General features: G+C 68.4%; 17 protein-coding genes and 3 pseudogenes. 11 read left to right on the top strand and 9 right to left on the bottom strand.

Annotation, left to right across the window (positions count from 1 at the left end; translation table 11 throughout):
- Positions 1 to 83 precede the first annotated feature (83 nt).
- Positions 84 to 956 (top strand): class I SAM-dependent methyltransferase, encoded by an 873-nt coding sequence (locus tag ACIOHC_RS30915; protein WP_351083947.1) that lies wholly within the window; start codon positions 84 to 86, stop codon positions 954 to 956.
- Between the two features lie 318 nt (positions 957 to 1,274).
- On the opposite strand, the gene ACIOHC_RS30920 is transcribed toward ACIOHC_RS30915, so the two are convergent.
- The 4 genes and pseudogenes from ACIOHC_RS30920 to ACIOHC_RS30935 form a co-directional block, all read right to left on the bottom strand.
- On the bottom strand, positions 1,275 to 1,709 hold the full coding sequence (locus ACIOHC_RS30920; protein WP_351083945.1) for a hypothetical protein: 435 nt from the start codon (positions 1,707 to 1,709) through the stop codon (positions 1,275 to 1,277).
- A 611-nt stretch (positions 1,710 to 2,320) separates the two neighbouring features.
- Positions 2,321 to 2,575 (bottom strand): annotated as a pseudogene (locus ACIOHC_RS30925) (MarR family transcriptional regulator); the annotation flags it as partial.
- Positions 2,576 to 2,712: 137 nt separating this feature from the next.
- Positions 2,713 to 3,970: pseudogene (locus ACIOHC_RS30930) on the bottom strand (family 20 glycosylhydrolase).
- A pseudogene (locus ACIOHC_RS30935) lies at positions 3,942 to 4,295 on the bottom strand (glycoside hydrolase family 20 zincin-like fold domain-containing protein); the annotation flags it as partial. The pseudogenes ACIOHC_RS30930 and ACIOHC_RS30935, both read right to left, overlap by 29 nt.
- A 272-nt stretch (positions 4,296 to 4,567) precedes the next feature.
- On the opposite strand from ACIOHC_RS30935, the gene ACIOHC_RS30940 reads away from it, so the two are divergent.
- Positions 4,568 to 4,795, top strand: a complete 228-nt coding sequence (locus ACIOHC_RS30940; protein ID WP_401844887.1) for a hypothetical protein — start codon at positions 4,568 to 4,570, stop codon at positions 4,793 to 4,795.
- A 340-nt stretch (positions 4,796 to 5,135) separates the two neighbouring features.
- Here ACIOHC_RS30940 and ACIOHC_RS30945 read toward each other — a convergent pair whose 3' ends face one another.
- Entirely contained in the window at positions 5,136 to 6,257 is a 1,122-nt protein-coding gene (locus ACIOHC_RS30945; RefSeq protein WP_351083940.1) for a PP2C family protein-serine/threonine phosphatase, read from the bottom strand.
- Between the two features lie 131 nt (positions 6,258 to 6,388).
- Here ACIOHC_RS30945 and ACIOHC_RS30950 point away from each other — a divergent pair, with 131 nt between their 5' ends.
- Positions 6,389 to 6,643, top strand: a complete 255-nt coding sequence (locus ACIOHC_RS30950) for a hypothetical protein (RefSeq protein ID WP_401844888.1) — start codon at positions 6,389 to 6,391, stop codon at positions 6,641 to 6,643.
- Positions 6,643 to 7,197, top strand: coding sequence for a helix-turn-helix domain-containing protein (locus ACIOHC_RS30955; protein ID WP_401844984.1), 555 nt, complete (start codon positions 6,643 to 6,645; stop codon positions 7,195 to 7,197). The genes ACIOHC_RS30950 and ACIOHC_RS30955 overlap by 1 nt, the downstream gene beginning before the upstream one ends.
- A gap of 26 nt (positions 7,198 to 7,223) precedes the next feature.
- Here the strand turns inward: ACIOHC_RS30955 and ACIOHC_RS30960 are convergent, their stop codons facing one another.
- Positions 7,224 to 7,892 (bottom strand): alpha/beta hydrolase, encoded by a 669-nt coding sequence (locus ACIOHC_RS30960; protein WP_351083936.1) that lies wholly within the window; start codon positions 7,890 to 7,892, stop codon positions 7,224 to 7,226.
- 464 nt (positions 7,893 to 8,356) lie between these two features.
- The gene (gene map / locus ACIOHC_RS30965) at positions 8,357 to 9,139 is read right to left on the bottom strand and encodes a type I methionyl aminopeptidase (RefSeq protein ID WP_351083934.1); all 783 of its coding nucleotides are present in this window, start codon (positions 9,137 to 9,139) and stop codon (positions 8,357 to 8,359) included.
- Between the two features lie 273 nt (positions 9,140 to 9,412).
- On the opposite strand from map, the gene ACIOHC_RS30970 reads away from it, so the two are divergent.
- Positions 9,413 to 9,583, top strand: coding sequence for a helix-turn-helix domain-containing protein (locus ACIOHC_RS30970; protein ID WP_401844987.1), 171 nt, complete (start codon positions 9,413 to 9,415; stop codon positions 9,581 to 9,583).
- 725 nt (positions 9,584 to 10,308) lie between these two features.
- A complete protein-coding gene (locus ACIOHC_RS30975) occupies positions 10,309 to 10,770 on the top strand; it encodes a hypothetical protein (protein WP_401844889.1) in 462 nt (153 codons plus the stop codon).
- A 22-nt stretch (positions 10,771 to 10,792) separates the two neighbouring features.
- Here the strand turns inward: ACIOHC_RS30975 and ACIOHC_RS30980 are convergent, their stop codons facing one another.
- Positions 10,793 to 11,269 carry a nuclear transport factor 2 family protein gene (locus ACIOHC_RS30980; RefSeq protein ID WP_351087346.1) on the bottom strand — a complete coding sequence of 159 codons (477 nt, stop codon included), beginning with the start codon at positions 11,267 to 11,269 and terminating at the stop codon, positions 10,793 to 10,795.
- 625 nt (positions 11,270 to 11,894) lie between these two features.
- Between ACIOHC_RS30980 and ACIOHC_RS30985 the strand changes: the two genes are divergently transcribed.
- Complete coding sequence (locus ACIOHC_RS30985; RefSeq protein ID WP_365693544.1) at positions 11,895 to 12,683, top strand: IclR family transcriptional regulator; 789 nt, start codon at positions 11,895 to 11,897, stop codon at positions 12,681 to 12,683.
- Positions 12,684 to 12,748: 65 nt separating this feature from the next.
- Here the strand turns inward: ACIOHC_RS30985 and ACIOHC_RS30990 are convergent, their stop codons facing one another.
- Positions 12,749 to 15,049 (bottom strand): FAD-dependent oxidoreductase, encoded by a 2,301-nt coding sequence (locus tag ACIOHC_RS30990; protein ID WP_401844891.1) that lies wholly within the window; start codon positions 15,047 to 15,049, stop codon positions 12,749 to 12,751.
- A gap of 432 nt (positions 15,050 to 15,481) precedes the next feature.
- Between ACIOHC_RS30990 and ACIOHC_RS30995 the strand changes: the two genes are divergently transcribed.
- From ACIOHC_RS30995 to ACIOHC_RS31010, 4 genes are all read left to right on the top strand, one after another.
- Complete coding sequence (locus ACIOHC_RS30995) at positions 15,482 to 16,411, top strand: sugar ABC transporter permease (protein WP_351086160.1); 930 nt, start codon at positions 15,482 to 15,484, stop codon at positions 16,409 to 16,411.
- Positions 16,408 to 17,328 (top strand): carbohydrate ABC transporter permease, encoded by a 921-nt coding sequence (locus ACIOHC_RS31000; protein ID WP_365694016.1) that lies wholly within the window; start codon positions 16,408 to 16,410, stop codon positions 17,326 to 17,328. The genes ACIOHC_RS30995 and ACIOHC_RS31000 overlap by 4 nt, the downstream gene beginning before the upstream one ends.
- A 100-nt stretch (positions 17,329 to 17,428) precedes the next feature.
- Positions 17,429 to 18,730, top strand: a complete 1,302-nt coding sequence (locus ACIOHC_RS31005) for an extracellular solute-binding protein (protein ID WP_401844894.1) — start codon at positions 17,429 to 17,431, stop codon at positions 18,728 to 18,730.
- A 224-nt stretch (positions 18,731 to 18,954) separates the two neighbouring features.
- Positions 18,955 to 20,256 (top strand): BNR-4 repeat-containing protein, encoded by a 1,302-nt coding sequence (locus ACIOHC_RS31010; RefSeq protein WP_401844896.1) that lies wholly within the window; start codon positions 18,955 to 18,957, stop codon positions 20,254 to 20,256.
- The last annotated feature ends 71 nt before the right edge of the window (positions 20,257 to 20,327 follow it).

Genomic DNA, 20,327 nt, shown 5'->3' on the forward strand with positions numbered 1-20,327 from the left:
CGTCGGGCAGCACACCCCACCATCGCCTTGCGTAAACAGGAAGCGACTGTGCCGCAGGCGCATGACCGTCCTAGCGTGAAGGCATGAACCAAGCTCCCCCGCACACCCCTCATCACGGCGCTCCGCACGGCCGCAACCAGGAGCACGGAACCGACGGCCAGGCGGAGATTCTCGACCTGGACGCCGAGGTCCTCGCCGAACACATAGCCTCCATCACTGCATGGCTGCCGCTGAAGACCGGCCCGCGCCAGATCGTGGATCTGGGCTGCGGCACGGGCGCGGGCACCTTCGCCCTTCTCGACCGGTTCCCCGACGCGCACGTCACCGCCGTCGACGTATCCGCCGGACACCTCCAGCGCCTGCGCGAAAAGGCATGCGCCCGCAGCATGGAGGAGCGTGTGCGCATCGTGCAGGCCGACCTCGACGACCCCGCCTGGCCCGGCCTCGGTTCACCGGACCTGGTGTGGGCGTCAGCCTCGACGCACCACATGGCCCACCCCGATCGCGCACTGCGCAACGTCCACGACCTGCTCGTGCCCGGCGGCCTGTTCACCGTTGTCGAACTGGCCGGCTTCCCACGATTCCTGCCCGAAAGCGCCCCCAAGGACCGGCCCGGCCTGGAAGAGCGCTGCCACGCCGCGACCGACCGCTTCCACGCCGAACACGTGCCCTATCGCGGCACCGACTGGGGTCCGATGCTCACCGCTGCCGGATTCACGGTCGAGGGCGAACGCACCATCGCCGTCAACATCGAGGGCACCCGCAGCGAGGCGATCGGCCGCTACGCCCTCGGCAGCCTGCAACGCATCCGAAGCGCCGCCGTCGGCGAGCTCTCCACCGAGGACCTCACCGCGCTCGACGAACTCCTCGATACCGGAAGCCCGAGCAGCATCCTGCGCCGCGACGACCTTGCGGTGCGCACCGAACGCATCGTGTGGGCCGCACGCCCCGCCTGATCCCGAGCACCCCCGCAGAGCCCGCGCATTCCCCTGCGCAGCACTGTCGCCGCGAAGCATCCGGCGCGGAGCGTTCCCGGCGGAGAGGGAAGGAGCACCCCCATGGCTACACCTCGAACCCCTCCGGCAGGCAGGCAACGGCCGACAACGCCTCAAACGGCGTTCCGGCCGAGTACGAAGCCTGGCGCCAGGGCCGGGAGGAGGTTGCCGGAGCGAACGGGAAGGCCAAGGTCGTCGCCAACGGCGAGATCACCGACCGCGATCTCCACACACTCCCCGGCGTCCCTACCAATGGCACGGCGGTAGATTCCCGGCGGCCTACCTGGCGGGTGTCAGGTGATGCTTGGCGGCGGAGACGACATGGTGATGGGTCGCCCGAGCGCACTCGTGCCAGAACGGTGTGGCGGTCAGGTACGCGCCGAGTACGGAAAGGATGCCGAGGGAGACATCCACACTGAGGCGTCCTTGCTTGGCCCAATAGACGTCTTGCAGATCGAGGAGCAGGGCGAATTCGTCGGCGATGAGGGCGGTTCCTGCGCCGTAGGCAGCAGCTACGGCCGGGTGGCCGACGGCGCGCTCGTCGCCGCGTACGGCGATGAGGCCTATGCCGGCAAGGGTGCCGATGCCGAAGTTGTAGTGGTGCAGGTGTTGACCGCCGGCGGAGATGTTCCCCCAGGGGAGCCATCCGCCGCGAATACCGTGGGTGATGGTCCGCACGGTTCCCCACGTGACGCCGAAGGCGACCCACGTCACGATCAGTGATCTTTTCGTGGGGGTGAGGTGCTGCCTTGCCGATTCGCGCCAGCGTGCGATGAGCGCTGGGCGGGACCGGTTCAGCTCTTGGGACGTGTCAGTGACCACGAGGGTGACCTCCCGGTTTCGACGCAACGAGGTCCGCGTTCTGCTGAGTGGCGTCGCCGACCGGAGTGGATGAATCCGCCGTATCCGCAGTGAGCAGGAGAAGGCAGAACTGCCTGGGCAACGAAGTTCATGCGGCTGCGGCAGTAGTCATCACGGTCGCACACGCCGCCTGGTGTCGACGCTGTTTTGCCACTGAAGATCCGAGCACACAGGTCGTTGCCCTCGCGGTCAATGCCATGCCACGTGAGTCCGGTGACGTTCTCCGTCGCTACGTGTTCGGCGCACATGTTGTACATCCGCCACCTCCCACGAACGCCGTTGCGGTGCAGCTCAATGTAAAGCCCGCATCATTCAAGATGGCGACTCAAACGCTCCAATCGAGTGAGGCCTTTCCAACGGTGTGAAGCAAACGGCGGGGCGGATACTCTTGCCGCGGCCCGGTGGGATGTGGATGGCTGGCAATCGCGCCCCGCGCAGGCGAGGCGGAGTCAATCGAAACGCGCTCTCGGCGCCGCGGACCGGTCGATCCATCCTCGATCAGCGACATGGGCGACGTGTCGGCTGATCATCGACATGCCGACGGCGAGCAGCTCCGCAAGTCGGCTCATGCGCATCGCGCCGTACCGTCCCAGCAAGTTCAGCACGGCGGCAGCGCCGCCCGGGCAGTCCTGCGGCAGGATCCGTGCGAGGTCACGCTTCACAGCACCGATGACGCTGAGCTGCCGAGCCAGCCCCTCGTAATGGCACTGGGCCACCATCACACCCCCTCGGCGAACTCGCCGCTCACCGGACGAGCAGCTGGCCCGTCAGCCTGGTCATGCGCTGCCGTGGCCAGGCGCCTGAGCAGGCGGCACATCTGCTGCGTGAGTGAAAGACCGACGACTTCTCGGGACGGTCACTGGTCCTGCTGGTTCCCCTGAACGTGGTCGAGCAGCTTCTTGAGCCTCTCCAGATCAGGGGCGTCGGCGTTGTCGGCCTTCTGCTCCATCAGTTGGAGCACCGTGTCGACCGAGAGCGGGCTGGTGTTGCGGCGTGTTCCGGTACCGCCTTGCTGCCAGAGTCGAGGGCCGGCCAGAGGGCGGTACTCGATGCCTGCCGCGTCCAGACGGGCCAGGTGTTCCTCGAGTTCGGGTTGCTGCCGTGGCCACTCGGTCGGTGTGCCGCGCCAGTTGTTGGCGGCATGCGCGGCCAGCCGCGGCCAGGTGCGGTAGGAGCGGGCACGGCGGTCACGGACGAACTCGGTCCACAGGCCTGCCTGCGTCTCCAGGATGCGGCCGGGGAGATCTCTCTTCGGCGTCGTTGCCGACGATGGGAGCCATGACGACATCGTGGCCGACGGCCAGGACGGGGTGGGCGTTGCGCTCGGCGCGCCAGACCATGACGACGGTGTCGGGGCGCAGTCCGCCCGTTCGCGCGGCTTCCTCCCACACCACGGCGCGGCGGCCCAGCCGGGTGCAGACATCGACAAGGTAGGTAGTGAGGTCGGCGCGCAGCTCCTCGACGGAGTCCAGTCCGCGCCCCTTGGCGTAGGCACGGACGTCGGCCGACCGTTCCCAGTCGGAGAGGTCGGCCTCGTCGCCGCCGGTATGGAGGTAGGGCGAGTCCACCGTGTCGGCGATCTCTTCGAGCAGGCTGGCCAGGACGGCGCGAGCCTCGGGCAGTGGGCTGACCACCCGGCCGCTCGGCAGAATGGACGTGGCGGGGGCACTGGGGACCGGCTCGCCGGGGACGGTGAGTTCGGGCACGGCGGCCAGGAGTGCGCTCACGTGCCCGGGCAGGTCGAGTTCGGGCACGATCGTGATGCCGTGCAACTGCGCGTACGCGGTGATCTCGCGCAGGTCGTCCAGGGTGTAGTAGCCGCCGTGCGGGGTGCCGTCCATGGGCGGCTCGCTGCCGTCGAAGGGCGCCGTACCGATCGGGGTCTCAGCACGCCAGGTCGCGATCTCGGTCAGGCGGGGGAAGGCGCGGCTCTCGACCCGGTAGCCGGTGTCATCGCTCAGGTGCAGGCGCAGGTGATTGACCCGGTGTAGGGCCAATTCGCATATGAGCTGGAGGAGTTCGCTCTTGGGGGGGGTGAAGTGGCGGGCGACGTCCGGCAGGAAGCCGCGCCAGGTGCATGCCGGTTCATCCTCGATGAACACCTGCGGGTGCACCCAGGCGTCGCGGTCGAGCGGGGCGCTCCGGTGCGTCGACCGAGAAGAGCCGCCGTAGCGTCACGGTGACATGTCCGGCCCCGTCCGCGGAGCCGGCGGTGATGCGCACGCCCTTGTCGGCGTCGATCTCCAGGCGGTACGCCTCAAGGGCGAGGTCGGGGTCGCACGTGACGTGGATGGCCAGGCCGCCCGCTGCGCGTGAGGTGCGGGACCGCAGCCAGTCGAGCCGCACCAGCAGGTTGTCGATCCATGCGTCCGCGGCACGGAGGGAGACATGTCGGGGCACGGAAACGGTACCCGGGCCCGGGATGACGGTACGGGGGGCGGGCCAAAGGTTTCATCGGACACCCTTGACCTGGTGGGTGGAAACCGCGCTGAGCACAGCCGCGACGGCACCGGTCGGCGAGAGGACTTGCAGGATCCGGCACCGACAGTGAGGACAAGACCACCCAAAGCGGACGCCAAGGTCTGCGGCAGGGTGGCGGCGATGTTGATGACACCCAGGTCCTTGGCGATGTCGCCCTCACCCGGCAGAACATCAGCGATGCCCGCCTGGTCCACCCCCATGAAGGAGCCGAAACCGAAAGAGATCAGTGCGTGGACGGCCGTGAGGCTTCCGGCGTCGGAGACCAGGGCCAGTGCATCCGGGCCTACGGCGACGAGCGTGCCCCCAAGGCCATCATCGGCCGTCTGCCCACCCTCTCCGACAGGTGCCCCGAGACGGTCGGCGAGACCAGCATGGCCACGCCTCCGACGGCGGCTACCTTGCCGACATGGCAGGTCGCATGCGCCGCGTCCGAGTGGAACCGCGCCTGGGCGAAGTAGAGCAGTCGGGAGCTGATCAGTGCGAAACCGAGGACAATGAGGAACCGCCCCAGCCACGCCCAGCTGAAGTCTGGGGACGTGCGCGGGTCGAAGACCAGCGAACACAGCGGGTCGATCTCGCGACCGGCGCGGAGTGCGCCACCCGCAGAGGCCGCCCCTACGGCATCATTCTGATGAACGCGGAAACCCGCCGCCCCGTCGATCTGCTGCCCGACCGGGAGGCATCGGCGGCCTGACCACCACACCAGGGGTGTCCGTCAAAGCGGAACAAGCCCGGTTCGGACCCTGCTTGTCGCCCGAAAGGCGCCGAGCGCATACGTGCACGTGCGCTGTATTGCGCTCAGCGGTGTGGCGACCGCCGGACGGAAAGGACCGCGACGTCGTCGTGCTGGCCCCCCTCTCCGGCGAACGCACGCGCGTCGTCGTAGAGGGCGTGCGGCAGCTCAGTGGGAGAGAGCGACGCGCGCTCGGCAAGGCGTTCGGTGACGGGGTAGAACGTGCCGTCGGCGGCGCGGGTCTCGGTGAGCCCATCGGTGGTCAGCAGCAACGTCGCGCCGGGCGGGAAGGCGAACCAGTCGACGGTCGCGGGTTCGGCTGCGAGTTCGGCGAGACCGAGGGGGACGCCGGAATCGAGAGCCGGTGTGATGACGGTGGAGTCGTGCAGCAGCTGCGGCGGAATGTGGCCGCAGTTGATGACTTGTACCTCGTCGTGCGCGTCGACGTTGACGATGAGCGCTGTGACGAACCGTTCGTCGTCGCCGGTCTGTGCGGCATAGGAGTTGTGCCGTACGACAGAGGCATCGAGGGCATCGACGAGCGCGGTCAGGGTGGGCTCCCGGTGGGCCGCCTCACGGAAGGCGCCGATGACGGCGAACGCGGCGCCGACCGCGGGCAGGCCCTTGCCCTGGACATCGCCGATCAGAACCCGGGACCCCCATGGAGAGGCGACGACGTCGTAGATGTCGCCGCCGACGAGCCGGTCCTCCTGCACGGGCTCGTACACGCCGTCGACCAGGACGTCGTCGGTGAGCAGCGGGAGAGGGCGCAGGATGTGGCGCTGCATCGCTGCGGCGGTGGAGCGTAGCCGCAGCGTCTCGTGCTCACGGTGGATACGACGGTGGCAGGCGTAGACGGAGGCCGCGCCCAGGGCCAGCGTGAGCAGCACCATCAGGATCGTGTTGAGCCACGAACGCCCGCCACCTTGAATTGCCAGCACGCTGACGGTGACCACGAGCGTGGTCCACGCAGACACGAACTCCGTCTGGCGTACGGTGCACAGCGCCGACGCCGTCCCCGGCAGGAACACAAGCAGCCCCAGAAGCCACACCGGGGATGGCGACAGGGCACCGAGGGCCATCACCAACACCGTGACTGACACCACGCCGATCACGACCTCGGCGTTGCGCGGCGGTTCGATGGCCTCGAAGTGACGCGTGAATCTCTTCGGATGAGTACGGGGCACGGAACCTCCCGGGCAAGTGGTCTGCTTCCCGTACGTTAGGCGGGCTCCGCCGCCCGGGGCCCGCGCCCCGCCGGACGATGACCTCTGCGCGGTAAGCACCACTGTACGAAGGGCACGGCCCCTGCACTCCCTTGGCCCCGCCGAGCCCGATACCTCTGGGCGACATCCGCCCCCGGCCGCTCACCAGCGACACGCCCATTCACGCCGGGAATCCCGGCTACGGACTGCAGAACGACCGGGGCTGCGCCCCCGGTCGTGAGCCCGACTCCCGGCTCGGCGCCCTGACCGACCCCGTGGTCCGGGACACCATGGCCCTCACCGAACCGTCCCGGGCCTGGACCGCGCAATCGCTCGTCGGCTCCGTCGCGGTGTCGCGGGCGACCTGATCCGCCGCTTCTCCGACGTCGCCGGCACGGCACCCTCCGGCTACCTCCACCAGTGGCGCATGGACCTCACCTCGCAGCGGCTCCGCAGGACCGACGGCGCGGCCGAGACCGTGGCACGCGCGGCCTGCTACATCTCGGTCCTCGCCTTCACACGGGCGTTCACGCGCGCTCACTCCCGTTCACCGGGCTCGTTCCGCCGGGCGTTCGTCGAGGTGGCCAACCGATCTGCGAAGGACCGGAACTTGACCCTCGCGACGCTCGTCGCAAAGCTCCCAGGACGGGCGGGCCACCCGACCGCAGTCGACGTACGAGCCAGTCGGTACCGGAGTCCTACCGAAGACCACATCGGCGGGTGGCACCCGGGCCGCCGCCGTCACGGCGCGCACCGGCTTCAACGGCTCCTCGGAGCGGTCGGCGTCGAGGTCGTCGGCGTAGACGCACCTCTTCGCCGTGCGCCACGGCGAAGGCCCGCTTTCCCAGACCTTCGGCTGGCCTTCGCCTGTTGGCTTCGTTCACTTTCGGCAACAGCGTATATCGAAGTGACGGCACCGTGACGTGGTCGGACGGGGCGGGCCCGTCGTCAGCGAAGATACTCGATCAGTCTGTCGACCAGGCCGGCCGGGCGCGACAGCGCAACCAGGTGACCGCCGGGGACCTCGTCGGCGTCGGTCCCGAGGCGGTCGCGGGCCACTTGGCGCTGGAACTCCGGAGGGAAGAACCGGTCTTCGGCTGCGGCAAGCACGCGAGTGGTCACGTCCGGCCATCGTTCGATGGCGCAAGGCTGGCCGAACGCGACTTCGGCCTCAGGCCGGTCGTGCGCCGCACCGGCGGCGGCGACCTCGGCCGGCACGTCGTGCAGGAAGTAGGTGGACAGGTCGAACTCCGCGCTGTACCCGCCCGCTTCGGCTGCTGCGACGCGGGCTGCCGGCGATCCGGTGTTGTCCCACCACTGTCCGGGCGTCTCGCCCGGCAGCGGGATCATCGCGTTGACCAGCACCAGCAGATCCACTTGCACGCGAGCGCAGACCATCGGGGCGGTGAAGCCGCCCATCGACTGGGCCACCAACACAACGTCGTCACGGTCGCCGATCGCGGCAACCACCGCGTCGGTGTACTCGGGCAGCCCCGCGGATTCGTCGGCGCCGGGCAGCTCAACAGCGACCGCCTCATGCCCCCTGGCGCGCAACTCGGGCACCACACGATGCCAGTACCAGGCCGCACCCCCGGCCCCAGGAATCAGCACAAACATTCCCATTCCTCTCACTGTCCACTTCGCTCTTGGAACATTGAGACCGTCGGGAACGATAAGAATCATCGGCAACGATGAGAATCATTGGCCATGACTGCGTCGGTAACCGTTTGGCAACCGAGGCACGGGCAGCGCCACCTTCGACTGAGCGCGGAACGACCAGCCTCTTTGACGAAGAGCATCCCGATGCAGCGGTGGCGCAGCCGGCGGTGGTCACGACTCGCGAACAGCACCCAGTCGAGGATCGGAGCGCCTCCCCGACCCGTGAACAACCGATGCTGCGAGTCGCTTCTGGCGCACCTTCCGCGAGCGATCTCGAGTCCGGCCTGACCGGACCCCGGTGACACGTGGCCCGCGCAGCTCACACGACGCGCGAGCCTCCTGCTGGCGAGAGGTGGCGAGATCTTTCACGGAATGCGTGCCAGAACCTCGCCCGCGTGTCTGTGGGCCTGTGAGGTCGTTGCTCATGGCTGCGCCTGCTCCGGCAAGGTGAGGATTTCGGCTCCGTCGTCGGTGATAGCGATCGTGTGCTCGCTGTGTGCTGTCCGGCAGCCTGTCGCACTTCGGAGCGTCCACCCATCGGCATCAGTGACCAGTTCAGCGGTGTCCACCATGACCCACGGCTCCAGTGCCAGCAACAGCCCAGGGCGCAGTCTGTATCCACGGCCAGGCCGTCCGGTGTTCGCAACGTGGGGGTCCTGGTGCATCGTTGATCCGATGCCATGCCCTCCGAACTCGGTGTTGATCGGGTACCCCGCCTCACCGAGGACCGTGCCGATGGCGTGGGAGATGTCGCCGATGCGGGCCCCGGGCCCGGCAGCGGCGATCCCGGCGGCCAGCGCGCGTTCGGTTGCACTGATCATCGCAACGCTCTCCGGGGGCTGTACGTCGCCCACGATGAAACTGATCGCGGCGTCTGCAGCGATTCCGCCTTTGGAGACGGCGAGGTCGAGTGTCAGCAGATCGCCGTCGGCAAGCGTGTAGTCGTACGGCCGTCCGTGGAGCACGGCGTCGTTGACGGCCGTGCAGATGTAGTGGCCGAACGGACCGCGTCCGAAGGAGGGCTCATAGTCGACGTAGCAGGACGACGCTCCCGCCTCGATGATCATCTTCTCGGCCCACCGGTCGATGTCCAGAAGGTTCGTGCCGATCGTGCTACGGCTCTTCAGCGTCTGCAGGATGTCACCGACCAGGGCGCCAGTGGTTTTCGCCCGGACCAGCAGGGTGGAGTTAAGGATCTCGATCACGTGACGCCCTTCTCGCGCAAACAATAACTATACCGGCCTTACTATACCGGTATTAGAATTGGTGCCGCCGACCGGACGAGGCCCGGGTCGGCGTGCCAGCCCGGAGCGCCTGCCCCCGTCGGCCCTTAGGGGTGTCCCGTAATCCCTGGCGGGCGCTCGACGACAGCTACGGCACCTCGCCGCGTTGTCGGAAAGTCCGCATACATCCAGTATGCGGACGTCCCTCCGCCTTGCGATGCACCGCATCTGACGCCGCGCACTGATCCACCACGGATTACGGGACACCCCTTAGCCGCGCTCTGCGACACCCTCGGCTGTTCCCCGGCCGACCTCATCGAGCCCTACATCGAAGCGGACCGTCGCAAACGCACCGCCGGCGAAGCCGCCGTCATCGCGATCAGATCCGACCTCCGGCCCGAACGGGCCACCATCATCGCGGCCTGAAAGTGCCCGCACCGCACAAGTACGCATCGGAGCTGAGCCGTTGGCCGACCTGCGTCCGTTACGACGCCTGCTACCCCGCCGGCCAGCAGTGGACCAAGGGCATCGCCTGCTTCTACTGCGTCCGCGCCACCCGCAACCGCCAAGGCATCTGCGCGGCATGCGGCCACTCCCGCATCCTGTCCGGCCTCGATCCGGAAGGCCGCCCTACGAGAACCTGGCCAACCACAACAACGCCGGCCGGCGCCGTCTCCTCTCGGACCGGACCAACAAGCTCCTCGCCGTCCCCGGCGGCGCAACATCCGAGAGTCTTCAACCACTCGCGCAAGCCATCGCCGGGATGCCCCGGCCGAACAGCCGGTGAGGCACGGATCCGCGTGAACCGACGCGTGCCTGGTCTCCTACGGGGACTGGCCGGCGGCGACATCCTCCTCAGTCACGAGGCTTTTCGACTCCCTGCCACAGTCCAAGAAATCGAGTCCCTACGCGGCCTTCTCGTCACCCATGGCCTGCCTGCCCTGGCGCGACGAGCACCTCATCGCATACCACCGCTGGCTCGCACCAAAACTCGACGCCATCACTGATGCTGACCAGCGCCAACCCCTCGAACGGTACGCACGCCGGCACGTGACACGATGCCTGCGGATCAGCTCCACCCAAGCGCCCATGCCCGCGAACTCATTCCTGCGCGCCAAGCAGCACACCATCCTCGCCATCCGGTTCCTCCAATGGCCGGCCGATCGGGGACGACAGCTCAGCTCGTCACCCAGCGCGATGTCGACGCCTGGTACGGCAGCGGCGCCAGCACCCGCGGCCACGCCAACAACTTTCTCTACTGGGCCATCGATCAAAGGCTGGTCGGCAAAATCGCAGTCCCCTGGCAACCACACGGCAACGACCCACTGGCCAGCAAGGAGGACTACATCGAAGCGCTTCGCGCTCTCCTTCTCCACGAGACTCTGCCCCCCGCACACGGAACCATCGGCATCATGCTCGCCCTGTTCGGGCAGCCGGTTTCCAGGATCGTCACCGCGCGCATGGACGAGTTCCGCGAAGGTCGAGAAGGGATACAGGCCAAACTCGGCAAGGAGTGGATGGACGTACCGGAGCCTGCCGCAGCCGAGCACGCCGGAACCGACCACGTCGCCCATGTGTCACTACATCGGCCACCAGGCGCCGACGACCTCTGACCGCAGCATGGGGGCGTCCCTTTTACGACTTGTCGGCTGGTCCAAGACGTTCAGTCGGACCGGCGAAGGAAAGAAACAGGGAACGGCGGCTGAGCAGCCAACGTCCATCGACTTTGCGGAACGTGTCCTCGTAGTGCCCCACTTGCGCAGGGATCTGAGGGGGCATGTAGCCACCGCCGGTATATCCGTCGACGCGGTACGTCGTGAAGTAGGTGATCGCAGTCGCTGTCGAGGCAGATGTCAGGGTCACCAGAATGTTCGTGCACATTCGGCGCGAGAGTCGGTCTGCGGGTCGAGCACCGAAGTAGGTCCGAAGTGCCTCACGGCCCTGGAACCTGCGGTCGTCAACAGCCCACTCCCAGACCCCGTCCTCTGTGAAGAGCTCAGCCACCTCACCCGGGTCGCCGAGATCAAGCCTGTGCACGAACTCCATGATCAAGCGCTCGCAGGCTCGCTCAGCAATCAGACGGTCCGTGGGATCAAGAGTTTCAGTAACCATTCCGACTTCTTACCAGCGCGACAGAAGACATCACGACCGCTTTTCGATGCCACGCGACCGCGTGATCACCAGTTCTCCCCTACGGACGCGCCGACGCGTTGCCCGTTCGCGTCATGGTCCGACAGACACGCACCTACTCACCTCTGTCGAATACCTACCCTTATCAGCATCAATGAGCGCCACCTGCGGGCACCTCTTCCACACGCTGCGCGAAGCGGCCCTGTTCTCTACGGCAAGGAGCCTGTTCTCTACGGCAAGGAGGGCGACGGAGCGGGCGGTCCTGCTGCTGTCGGCCGGGAAGGCGCTGACGGACCGAACAGTGCGCTCGGTGCCCTCGGCGCGCCGGACCGCCGTACCGGTTGAGCTCCTCCGGGCCGCTCAGCAGCCACTTGTTGAGGGCCACGTATGCGGCCCGCTGCTTCGCAGTGGCCATCGGCCACGCCCGAGCGAGGTAGTGGACTCCGGGGCACCGGTTCGACGTGGGCGGTACTGGAGGCCGTGGCGCCGCCTTGGGCCCGTATCCGTTCCGCTCCGGCCACGAGTCGGCGGATTTCAGGAACAGCCCTCAGGCCGACGCGATATGCTGATGCAGATTGTGCAAGCGGTTTGCAAAATGAGGAGGGTCATGGCTACTCGGGCGAGCGACGCCGGGACGAACCAGAGCGTCGAACGAGCGGTCTCGGTGCTGCGCGCACTCGACTCCGGCCGCGCCGAACTGCGGGTCTCCGACGTCGCCGAACTCACCGGTCTGGGCTCCTCCACCACCTCCCGCCTCCTGTCCACCCTCGAACGCCTCGACATGGTCGAACGCGACCCCGTCAGCAACCTCTACCGGCTCAGCCTCGGCATCCTCCCGCTCGCCGCCACCGCCACCAATCGCCACCCCGTCCACCGCGCCGCCCGCATGGTCCTCCAGGACCTCGCCACCCGCACCGGGCTGGGAGCCAACGTCGCCATCCGCCGGGGCGCCGAGCTGATGTTCCTGTGCAATTTCGAGGGAACCCGCGCCCCGAAGTCCTACACGCAGGCCGGACACACCGCCCCGCTGCACGCCACGAGCATCGGCAAGTGCCTCCTCACCGGCCTCACGCCCAAAGAGCGCCGCAAGCTGCTTCCCGAGCCGCTCGCGGCACACACCGACTACACGACCACCAGTCACGACCTCCTCGACACCGAGATCGACACCGTCCGCCGCACCGGCTACGCCATCGAAGCCGAAGAACGCGCCCTGGGTCGCGCCTCCCTCGCCGCGCCCGTCCGCGACGGCTCGGGGGACGTCGTCGCCGCCATCTCCCTGTGGGGGCCCGCATCCCTCCTCGGCAACCGCACCGAAGCCGAAGGGCAGCGCCTCACCCTCATCCGCGAGGTCATCGAAGCCGCCGACGTCGTCAGCCAAGCACTCGGCGCCCTCTGAATCACGCGGCGAAGGGGCCGGGGGGAAGACCGTTCGGTCTTCCCCCCGGCCCCTTCGCCGCGTGGCTACGCGCCGTACGCCTTGAACGCGATCACGTGCGCGTGCCGCGCCCCGTGCGTCGCGTCCACCACGAGCCGCAGCGCGTCGGTGCGCACGGGTCCGCCGTCCGCACCGTTCAGCTCGTGCACGCGGTGGCGGCGGCGGTTGGCCGTCACCGTCAACAGCGTGCGCCAAGTGCCGTCGGGCTCGCGGCTCTGGATGCGGTAGTCGCGGACCAGTTCCGGCATGACCTCGAACGGGGTGCGGTGGCGGTGCAGGTTGTTGAGGTACTCGTCGACGTCGTCGTCGAACACCACACGCGTTTCGCTGAGCTGCTGCTCCTCGTCCCAGTCGAGGCGCAGCCACTGCGTGGCCCGGTCCGGGTCGGACAGCAGCTCGGACGACCACATCTGCGGGCCCCCGTAGGCGCGTTGGAATCCTCCGACGGCCCGCTCGGGCAGGAACGCAGCGGTTTCCGGAGTCGCGCGGAAGCCGAAGGTCCGGCGGCGCAGGCCGCGAGCCTGCCATTCCAGGACCAGCTGGCCGTCCTCCTCCGGGATGTCGTGGTCGACCGCCGCGTCTCCCTCGGCCCTGCTGCGCAGGGCGAGGACGCCGTCGGTGCGCTCGGGGACGAGGACGAGCGCGGCGCCCGGGCAGGCGCGCACGATCAGGACGACGTTCTCGGGGGTGTCCGGGTGGTGGTCGAGGCGTGCCGTGACCCAGTGGGGGCTTGCGGCCGGAACGGTCACCGTGGTGGTGAGCAGGTGGTCGACGGGGACCGCGTTCTCGGGGCGGCCGGTGCTCCACAGTTCCACGGTGAGTTCGCTCGGCCGCTTGCCCGGGGCGCCGTGGACGAGCAGGTCGACCGTGTCGAGTGCGGGGTCCACCGGGAGCAGCAGTGCGAGGTCGCGGGTGAGCGGGTACGGCTCGCCGGGCGCGGCCTCCGTGGGCTCGGCGGCCAGGCGGCTCAGGTGCGAGGAGGCACTGACGCGGGCCGTGCGCGCCAGGTTGTCGGGGTCGTCGTCGGCGAGGCCGATGACCGAGGCGTCCTGGCGCAGCAGGGTGCGGCGCACCAGCTCGGAGCGCTTGGCGGCGAGTTCGCGCGGGCCGATGCCCTCGGCGACGCACAGCGCGGCGGCCGTGCCCGCGGCCTCGCCGAGCGTTGCGCAGGTGGCCATGACGCGGGTGGCGCCGAAGGCGATGTGGGTGGCGGAGATGTTGCGCCCGGCGAACAGGAGGTTCGTGACGTTCACCGAGTACAGGGAGCGCAGCGGGATGTGGAAGATGCCGTCCGCGTAGCGCTGGCGGGCGCCGGGCTCGTCGGCGTACATGCCCTGCACCGGGTGGAGGTCGACGGACCAGCCCCCGAAGGCGACGCGGTCGTCGAACTGCCGCTGCTCCAGGATGTCCTGCTGGGTCAGCATGTGGTCGCCGAGGAAGCGGCGGTACTCGCGCTTGCCGGGGAGGCTGCCGACCCACTCCAGTGTCAGGTTCTCGGCGTCCGGGAACTCGCCGGAGTTCTTGATGTGGTCCCAGATGCCCATGATCACGGCCTGGAGTTCGTCGCGGATGCGCTCGTTGTCGTGGACGGTGTCGAGCTCGCCTCCCCACTCGATCCACCAGTAGTCGCAGCCGTTGTCGCCGGTGCGCAGCACGCGGTTGCGCAGGATGGGCGTGGTAATGAGGTCCCGGGCGGAGGCGGGCGGTACGAACTTCACCGGCCGGCCCGTGTCCTTGGTGTGGAACAGGATCGTCGATCCGAGCAGCGCCTCGTCCTGTTCCTCGGGCGCCCAGGGTTCGCCGAACTCCGAGTGGGACTCGCGGCCGACGCGGTAGCGGGCGCCGGCGAGGTGGCCGAGCAGGCCGTCGCCGGTGCAGTCGAGGAACTGTTTCGCGTGGAAGGTGATGCGCCGCTCGGAGCCCATCATCCAGCCGGTGCAGGAGTGGACCTCGCGTGCGTCGTGCGGGCCACTCGCGTCGACCTCCCGTACGTCGGTGTTGAGGTACAGGTCGATGCCCGGCTCGGCACGGACGGCGTCGAGGACGACCTGGTCCCAGTAGTACGGGTTGCCCTCGGGGTTGCGGTACTGGTTCTCGGTGTACAGCTCGCCCATGATGCCGGTCTCCCGGGCCCAGCGGTGCACGCCGTGGGCGGTGGCGCCGCAGACCCAGACGCGGATCTCGCTGCTGGCGTTGCCGCCCAGGACGGGCCGGTTGTTGACCAGGGCGACGCGTCGGCCGAGCCGGGCCGCGGCAATGGCCGCACAGGTCCCCGCCAGGCCACCGCCGATGACGGCGATGTCGTAATGGACCTCTTCTTCCCGCACGGTGCGGCCTCCTTGGTGTGAAGCTCGGATACTCTCCGCCGCAGCGGAGCCGCCATGAACGTACATCACATCCACATTGTGCAACCACTGTTCATCCAGTGGGATGTGTTGTAAATTTCCGGCGCAGCCGACGACACCGCCGCCGTGGGCCGACGGTCGAGTCCGGCCTGTTCGGTGATGTCGCCGGCCCCGCACAGAACCGGCGATTCACCGACCAAGGGTTGACGCCGTCGCACGATATGGAGAACGATCCCGCATGCTGCAACTTGCGTTCAATGGAGCATGCATGGCATTCACACAGGGCCCCGGTCGAAGCAGGGGACGGAACGGCTCACCGCTCACGCCCGGCCGCGTCGCATCCGTCTGCCGGCGCGCGGCGCCCCGTGCCATGCCCCGCACCAACGCTCCCGCCCCGTTCGAGAGGACACACCCATGAGTACGGCCGCACCTCCGCAGAAGGCCGCTCCACGCCGTGAGCGGTCCGGCGGACGGCTCTCCAACGGCGCGTTCGCACTGCTGCTGACCGCACCGGGGCTCGCCCTGTTCGCGACGATCATCATCTACCCGCTGGTATCGGCGCTGTTCACCGGCTTCTTCAAGCAGGATCTGCGGCTTCCGGGCCGGGAGTTCGTCGGCCTGGACAACTTCACCTACTGGCTGGACGGCGAATTCCTCACGATCCTCAAGCAGACGGTCGTCTTCACCGTCGGTGCGACGCTCGCCCCCTTCATAGTCGGCTTCGCGCTCGCGCTCGCGCTGAACTCGGGCCTGAAGGGCAGCGGCTTCCTGCGCGGCCTGTTCCTGTTCCCGTGGGTGATCCCGGGCGTGGTGGTCTCCTTCCTGTGGATGTGGATCTTCAACGCGAACTACGGCGTGCTGAACGGCATCCTCATGAAAGCCGGAATCATCGAGGAGTCCGTCTCCTGGCTCGGCCAGCCCGGCACCGCCATGCTCGCCGTCATCGTCACCAAGACCTGGGCGAGCTTCCCCTGGATGATGGTGATGCTCCTGGCCGGCCTGCAGACCGTGCCCAAGGAACTGCACGAGGCGGCCTCGATGGACGGGGCGGGCTCGATCCGGCGCTTCTTCGCCGTCACCTGGCCGCAGGTCCGCGGTGTCGCCTCGATCGTGCTGCTCCTGGAGTTCATCTGGAACTTCCAGCACTTCGACACCATCTACGTGCTCACCGGCGGCGGCCCGGCCGGCACCACCGAGACTTTCGCGACCGCCGTGTACCAGACCGCCTTCAAGGGCTTCGACATCGGCCGGGCGACCGCGCTGGGCGGTCTGTGGATGCTGCTCCTGCTCATCCTGGTCGCCGTCTACCTCAGGATCACCGAGCGGAAGGGCGACGCCCGATGACCTCCACGACTTCCACCCCGCTGACCGGCACCGACCGGACGGCACCGTCCGCCACATCCGCCGGACACACCTCGCGGCGCAGAATGCGCAAGGACCTGCTGCGCTCACGGATCGCCGCCTGGACCGCGGTCCTGGTGATCGGCGCCTTCGGCATGCTGCCGGTCTACTGGCTGCTGGCCACCGCCCTGAGCAGCCCCGAGCAGACCTTCCAGTTCCCGCCGAAGCTCATACCCACCGACATCACCTTCAGCAACTTCACGGCCCTGGCCGAGAACGACCAGCTGATCAAGTACCTGGTCAACTCCCTCATCGTCGCCTCGATCACCGCCGTGCTGAGCGTGGTCGTCGCCACGTACATGGGCTACTCGTTCTCCAAGTTCCGCTACCGCGGGCGGCGCTCACTGATGCACCTGGTGCTGGCATCCCAGATGTTCCCGCAGGCGCTCCTGCTGGTGACGCTGTATGCCGTGTTCTCCAGCTTCGGCCTGCTGAACACGTACACCGCCCTGGTGCTGTCCTTCACCACGTTCACGATGCCGCTGTGCGTCTGGATGCTGAAGGGCATCTTCGACACCATCCCGGACGCCCTGCTGGAGGCGGCGTCCATCGACGGCGCGTCCCGATGGCGGACGCTGCACTCCATCGTGGCGCCGCTGGCCGCGCCCGGAATGATCGCCGCCGGCCTGTTCGCCTTCGTCCGCGGCTGGAACGACTTCATCTTCGCGGTGACGCTGGCCGACAAGGAGAAGCAGACCCTGCCACCCGGCCTCGTCTCCACGTACATCGGCGAGTTCCAGACCGCCTGGCCCGAGTTGATGGCCGCCTCGCTGGTGGTGTCCGTCCCGGTGGTCGTCGCCTTCATGTTCCTGCAGCGCTACCTCGTCGGCGGCATGACCGCCGGCTCGGTCAAGAGCTGATCCCGCGGGCCCCGTCCGCACCCTCCCGCACGCACTTCCCCCCTTCCGCACCCTCCCCACGCACTTCCCCTCCTTCCGCCCACTCCCCCATGGAGACATCATGACCACCTCTGGCATCAGCCGGCGCGGCGCGCTGCGCATGTTCGGCATCGGCGCGCTCGGCGCGGCCGGCGTCGGCGTGCTGGGCGCCTGCGCACCGTCCGGCGCCAACACCTCCTCCAACGGAGGCGACACGAAGTCCAAGAACTTCGACTTCACCTCCTGGTCGCTCAACGAGGAGGCCGCCAAGCCCGCGATCGAGAAGATCATCACGGCGTGGGAGAAGGCCGAGAACTCCAAGATCCGCGCGGTCTCCTACCCGTACAACGAGTACCTGAGCCAGCTCACCCTCAAACTCGGCGGCGGGGAGACGACCGGCGCGGTGCACCTCGACATCGCCTGGCTCGCCGCGGTCGCGCAGATGGGCAAGCTCGCCGACCTCGGTTCCGTGGCCCTGAAGGGCGGCTACACGAACGTGGCGCTGGACAGCGGCATGTACGACGGCAAGCAGTACGGCCTGCCGTGGAACACCGGCTCGATCGGCGTGATCGCCAACTCCAAGCTCCTGGAGAAGGCCGGCATCAAGAAGCACCCCACCACCGTCGAGGAGTTCGAGGACGCGCTGCGGGAGCTGAAGGGGCTCGGCCGCGGCATCGTGCCCTACGCCGCGGCCACCAAGGTCGCGCAGCTCAAGGACATCTTCCCGTGGATGCAGACCTTCGGCTGCACGCTTCTGGAGGACGACAAGGTGACCATCGGCGACGACGCCTCCATCGACGCGGTCACCTGGTACAAGAAACTGCACGACACGAAACTGATCGCCGCGGACGTGGACCGCTTCGACGCACGTGCCCTGTTCGGGCAGGGCAAGGCCGCCTTCTACGACGACGCCGTCATCGGCAAGGGCGTGACCGCGGCCCAGTCCAAGGACAAGACGCTGGCCGACGCGATGCAGCCGATGCAGCGCCCGGTGCTGCGCTCCGGCGACACGCCGCAGGCGCTGCTCTGGGGCGGCGTGATCGCAGTCGTCAAGGGCAAGGGACAGGAGGCCGCGACACAGTTCGCGCTGCACGCCACCTCCGACCGCGCCACCGTCACCGAGTACTTCGCCTCCCGCGCCCTGCCACCGTCCACCACGGCGGGCCTGGCCGACCCGAAGGTCGCGAAGGACACCTTCACCACCGAGTGGACCGACAAGATCACCAAGACGGCGACCGGCAGCCCGTTCTGGCAGTTCGCGCAGAACGCCCAGATCGAGGAGGCCGTGGCCAAGCAGGTCCAGGCCGTCCTGGTCGGCAAGTCGAAGCCGAAGGAGGCGATGAAGAAGGCCGGCGAGGAGATCACCGCCCTCATCAAGCGCTGAGCCCGCGCGCGGCAGCTCAAGGGTCCGGTGAAGGCCGAACGGCCTTCACCGGACCGTTCGTCATGCCGCACATGCCTTCCCCAAGACGTATCTCAAATCCGTATTGTGCAATCTCTATTCATGATCCGGGATCTGCTGTAAGTTTCCGGCGCAGCGCAGGGGGTGGACCGACCCACGGAACCGCTCCCCTTCGCCTCACCATCACGCCCACGAAGGAGTTCAGCTTGCGACGTCCCACGGCACGCGCGTACGCCGCCTCGACCGCGGCCCTGGCAGCCCTGCTCACGCTCGTCCCGGCCGCCCAGGCCGACAGCACGGACCTCACGGCAGCCGCGACGACGGTGATCGAGAAGGTCCCCTACGCGATGGACTCGTCGAACCAGGCCGCCTGGTGGACGCCCGTCGCCACGTACAAGGGCCGCGGCCAGTACACGTACTTCGCCTTCAACGAGCCCGGCTCGACGGCCGCCACGCACCGCCCTGCCATCGCGCGGCGCGACCCGGACGGGGCCTGGAGCCGTCTGCCGCTGCTCGACAAGAGCGGACAGCAGGCCGAGTTCCCCGACGACAACGGTCACAACCAGCCGTCCGTCGCACGCGACGGCAGCGGCCGCCTGCACGTGTTCACCTCCATGCACGCCAATGCCTGGCGCTACTTCCGCACCGAAGCCCCCGGCGGGGACGTCACGGACCACGCGGCCGAACTGCCCGACCAGGGCGAGGCCATCACCTACCCGGTCGTGACCACCGCACCCAACGGCGATCTGTACCTGGCCGCCCGCGTTGGCGCCGGCTCCGACCAGCGTCCCGGCAGGCTGTACCGCTGGGACAACGCCGTCGCACGCTGGAGCGTGGTCGCCACCTTCGCCGGCGCACAGAACCGCTCCGTGTACCCCGATGACCTGACGGTGGACGCCGCCGGGCGCGTGCACCTTCTGTACGAGTGGGCCAAGGCCCCGGCGACCGCGTTCCGGCACCAGCTGTCCTACCTGCGCTACGACCCGGCGACCGGCGCCTTCACCGACAGCGCGGGCGCGGCCGTCACCACCCCGGTCACGCCCGGCACGTCCGACGTGATCCAGGAGCTCACCACGGGTGAGGAGTGGAGCATCGACAACGCCTACACGGGTCCGGCGGTGCAGAGCGCCAAGCTCACCCTCGACGGCTCCACCCCGAAGGTCGCCTACCGCTACCGCTCGGCCGACAGCGGCGGCAACTTCCGCGTGTACTACGCGTATCCGAGCGGCGACGACTGGGCCCGCCAGACCGTGTACGCCGGCGGCCAGACCGCCGCGGCCCTCGGCATCACCTGGGACGAGACGGACGCCAAGCGGATCTACTACGTGACCGGCTCCGGCACCGACCGCGTGTTCGCCGCGACCGAGTCGGGCGGCACCTGGACCTCGGAGTCCGCCGCGCCGGGCGTCAGCGCGGACCGGCTCGCGGTGCGGCGGGACTCGGACGGGGACGACGTGCTGTACCTGCCGGACACCGCGCACAACTCGCTCTACTACGCGCGCCGCTGACACCCCCTCGTCGGCGGACCTCGGACCTCGGGGCGTGCAGATCCTTTACCTGGCTTCTTGATCTTGATTTG

This window comes from Streptomyces sp. NPDC088252, from assembly GCF_044740965.1.
Lineage (GTDB): Bacteria > Actinomycetota > Actinomycetes > Streptomycetales > Streptomycetaceae > Streptomyces.

Excerpts from the sequence above, each read along its gene's own strand:
- ACIOHC_RS31000 (WP_365694016.1), top strand. The coding sequence starts at position 16,408 with ATGACCTCCACGACTTCCACCCCGCTGACCGGCACCGACCGGACGGCA.
- ACIOHC_RS30960 (WP_351083936.1), bottom strand. The coding sequence starts at position 7,892 with ATGTTTGTGCTGATTCCTGGGGCCGGGGGTGCGGCCTGGTACTGGCAT.
- ACIOHC_RS30975 (WP_401844889.1), top strand. The coding sequence starts at position 10,309 with ATGGCCGGCCGATCGGGGACGACAGCTCAGCTCGTCACCCAGCGCGAT.
- ACIOHC_RS31005 (WP_401844894.1), top strand. The coding sequence starts at position 17,429 with ATGACCACCTCTGGCATCAGCCGGCGCGGCGCGCTGCGCATGTTCGGC.
- ACIOHC_RS30985 (WP_365693544.1), top strand. The coding sequence starts at position 11,895 with ATGGCTACTCGGGCGAGCGACGCCGGGACGAACCAGAGCGTCGAACGA.
- ACIOHC_RS30995 (WP_351086160.1), top strand. The coding sequence starts at position 15,482 with ATGAGTACGGCCGCACCTCCGCAGAAGGCCGCTCCACGCCGTGAGCGG.
- ACIOHC_RS30915 (WP_351083947.1), top strand. The coding sequence starts at position 84 with ATGAACCAAGCTCCCCCGCACACCCCTCATCACGGCGCTCCGCACGGC.
- ACIOHC_RS30980 (WP_351087346.1), bottom strand. The coding sequence starts at position 11,269 with ATGGTTACTGAAACTCTTGATCCCACGGACCGTCTGATTGCTGAGCGA.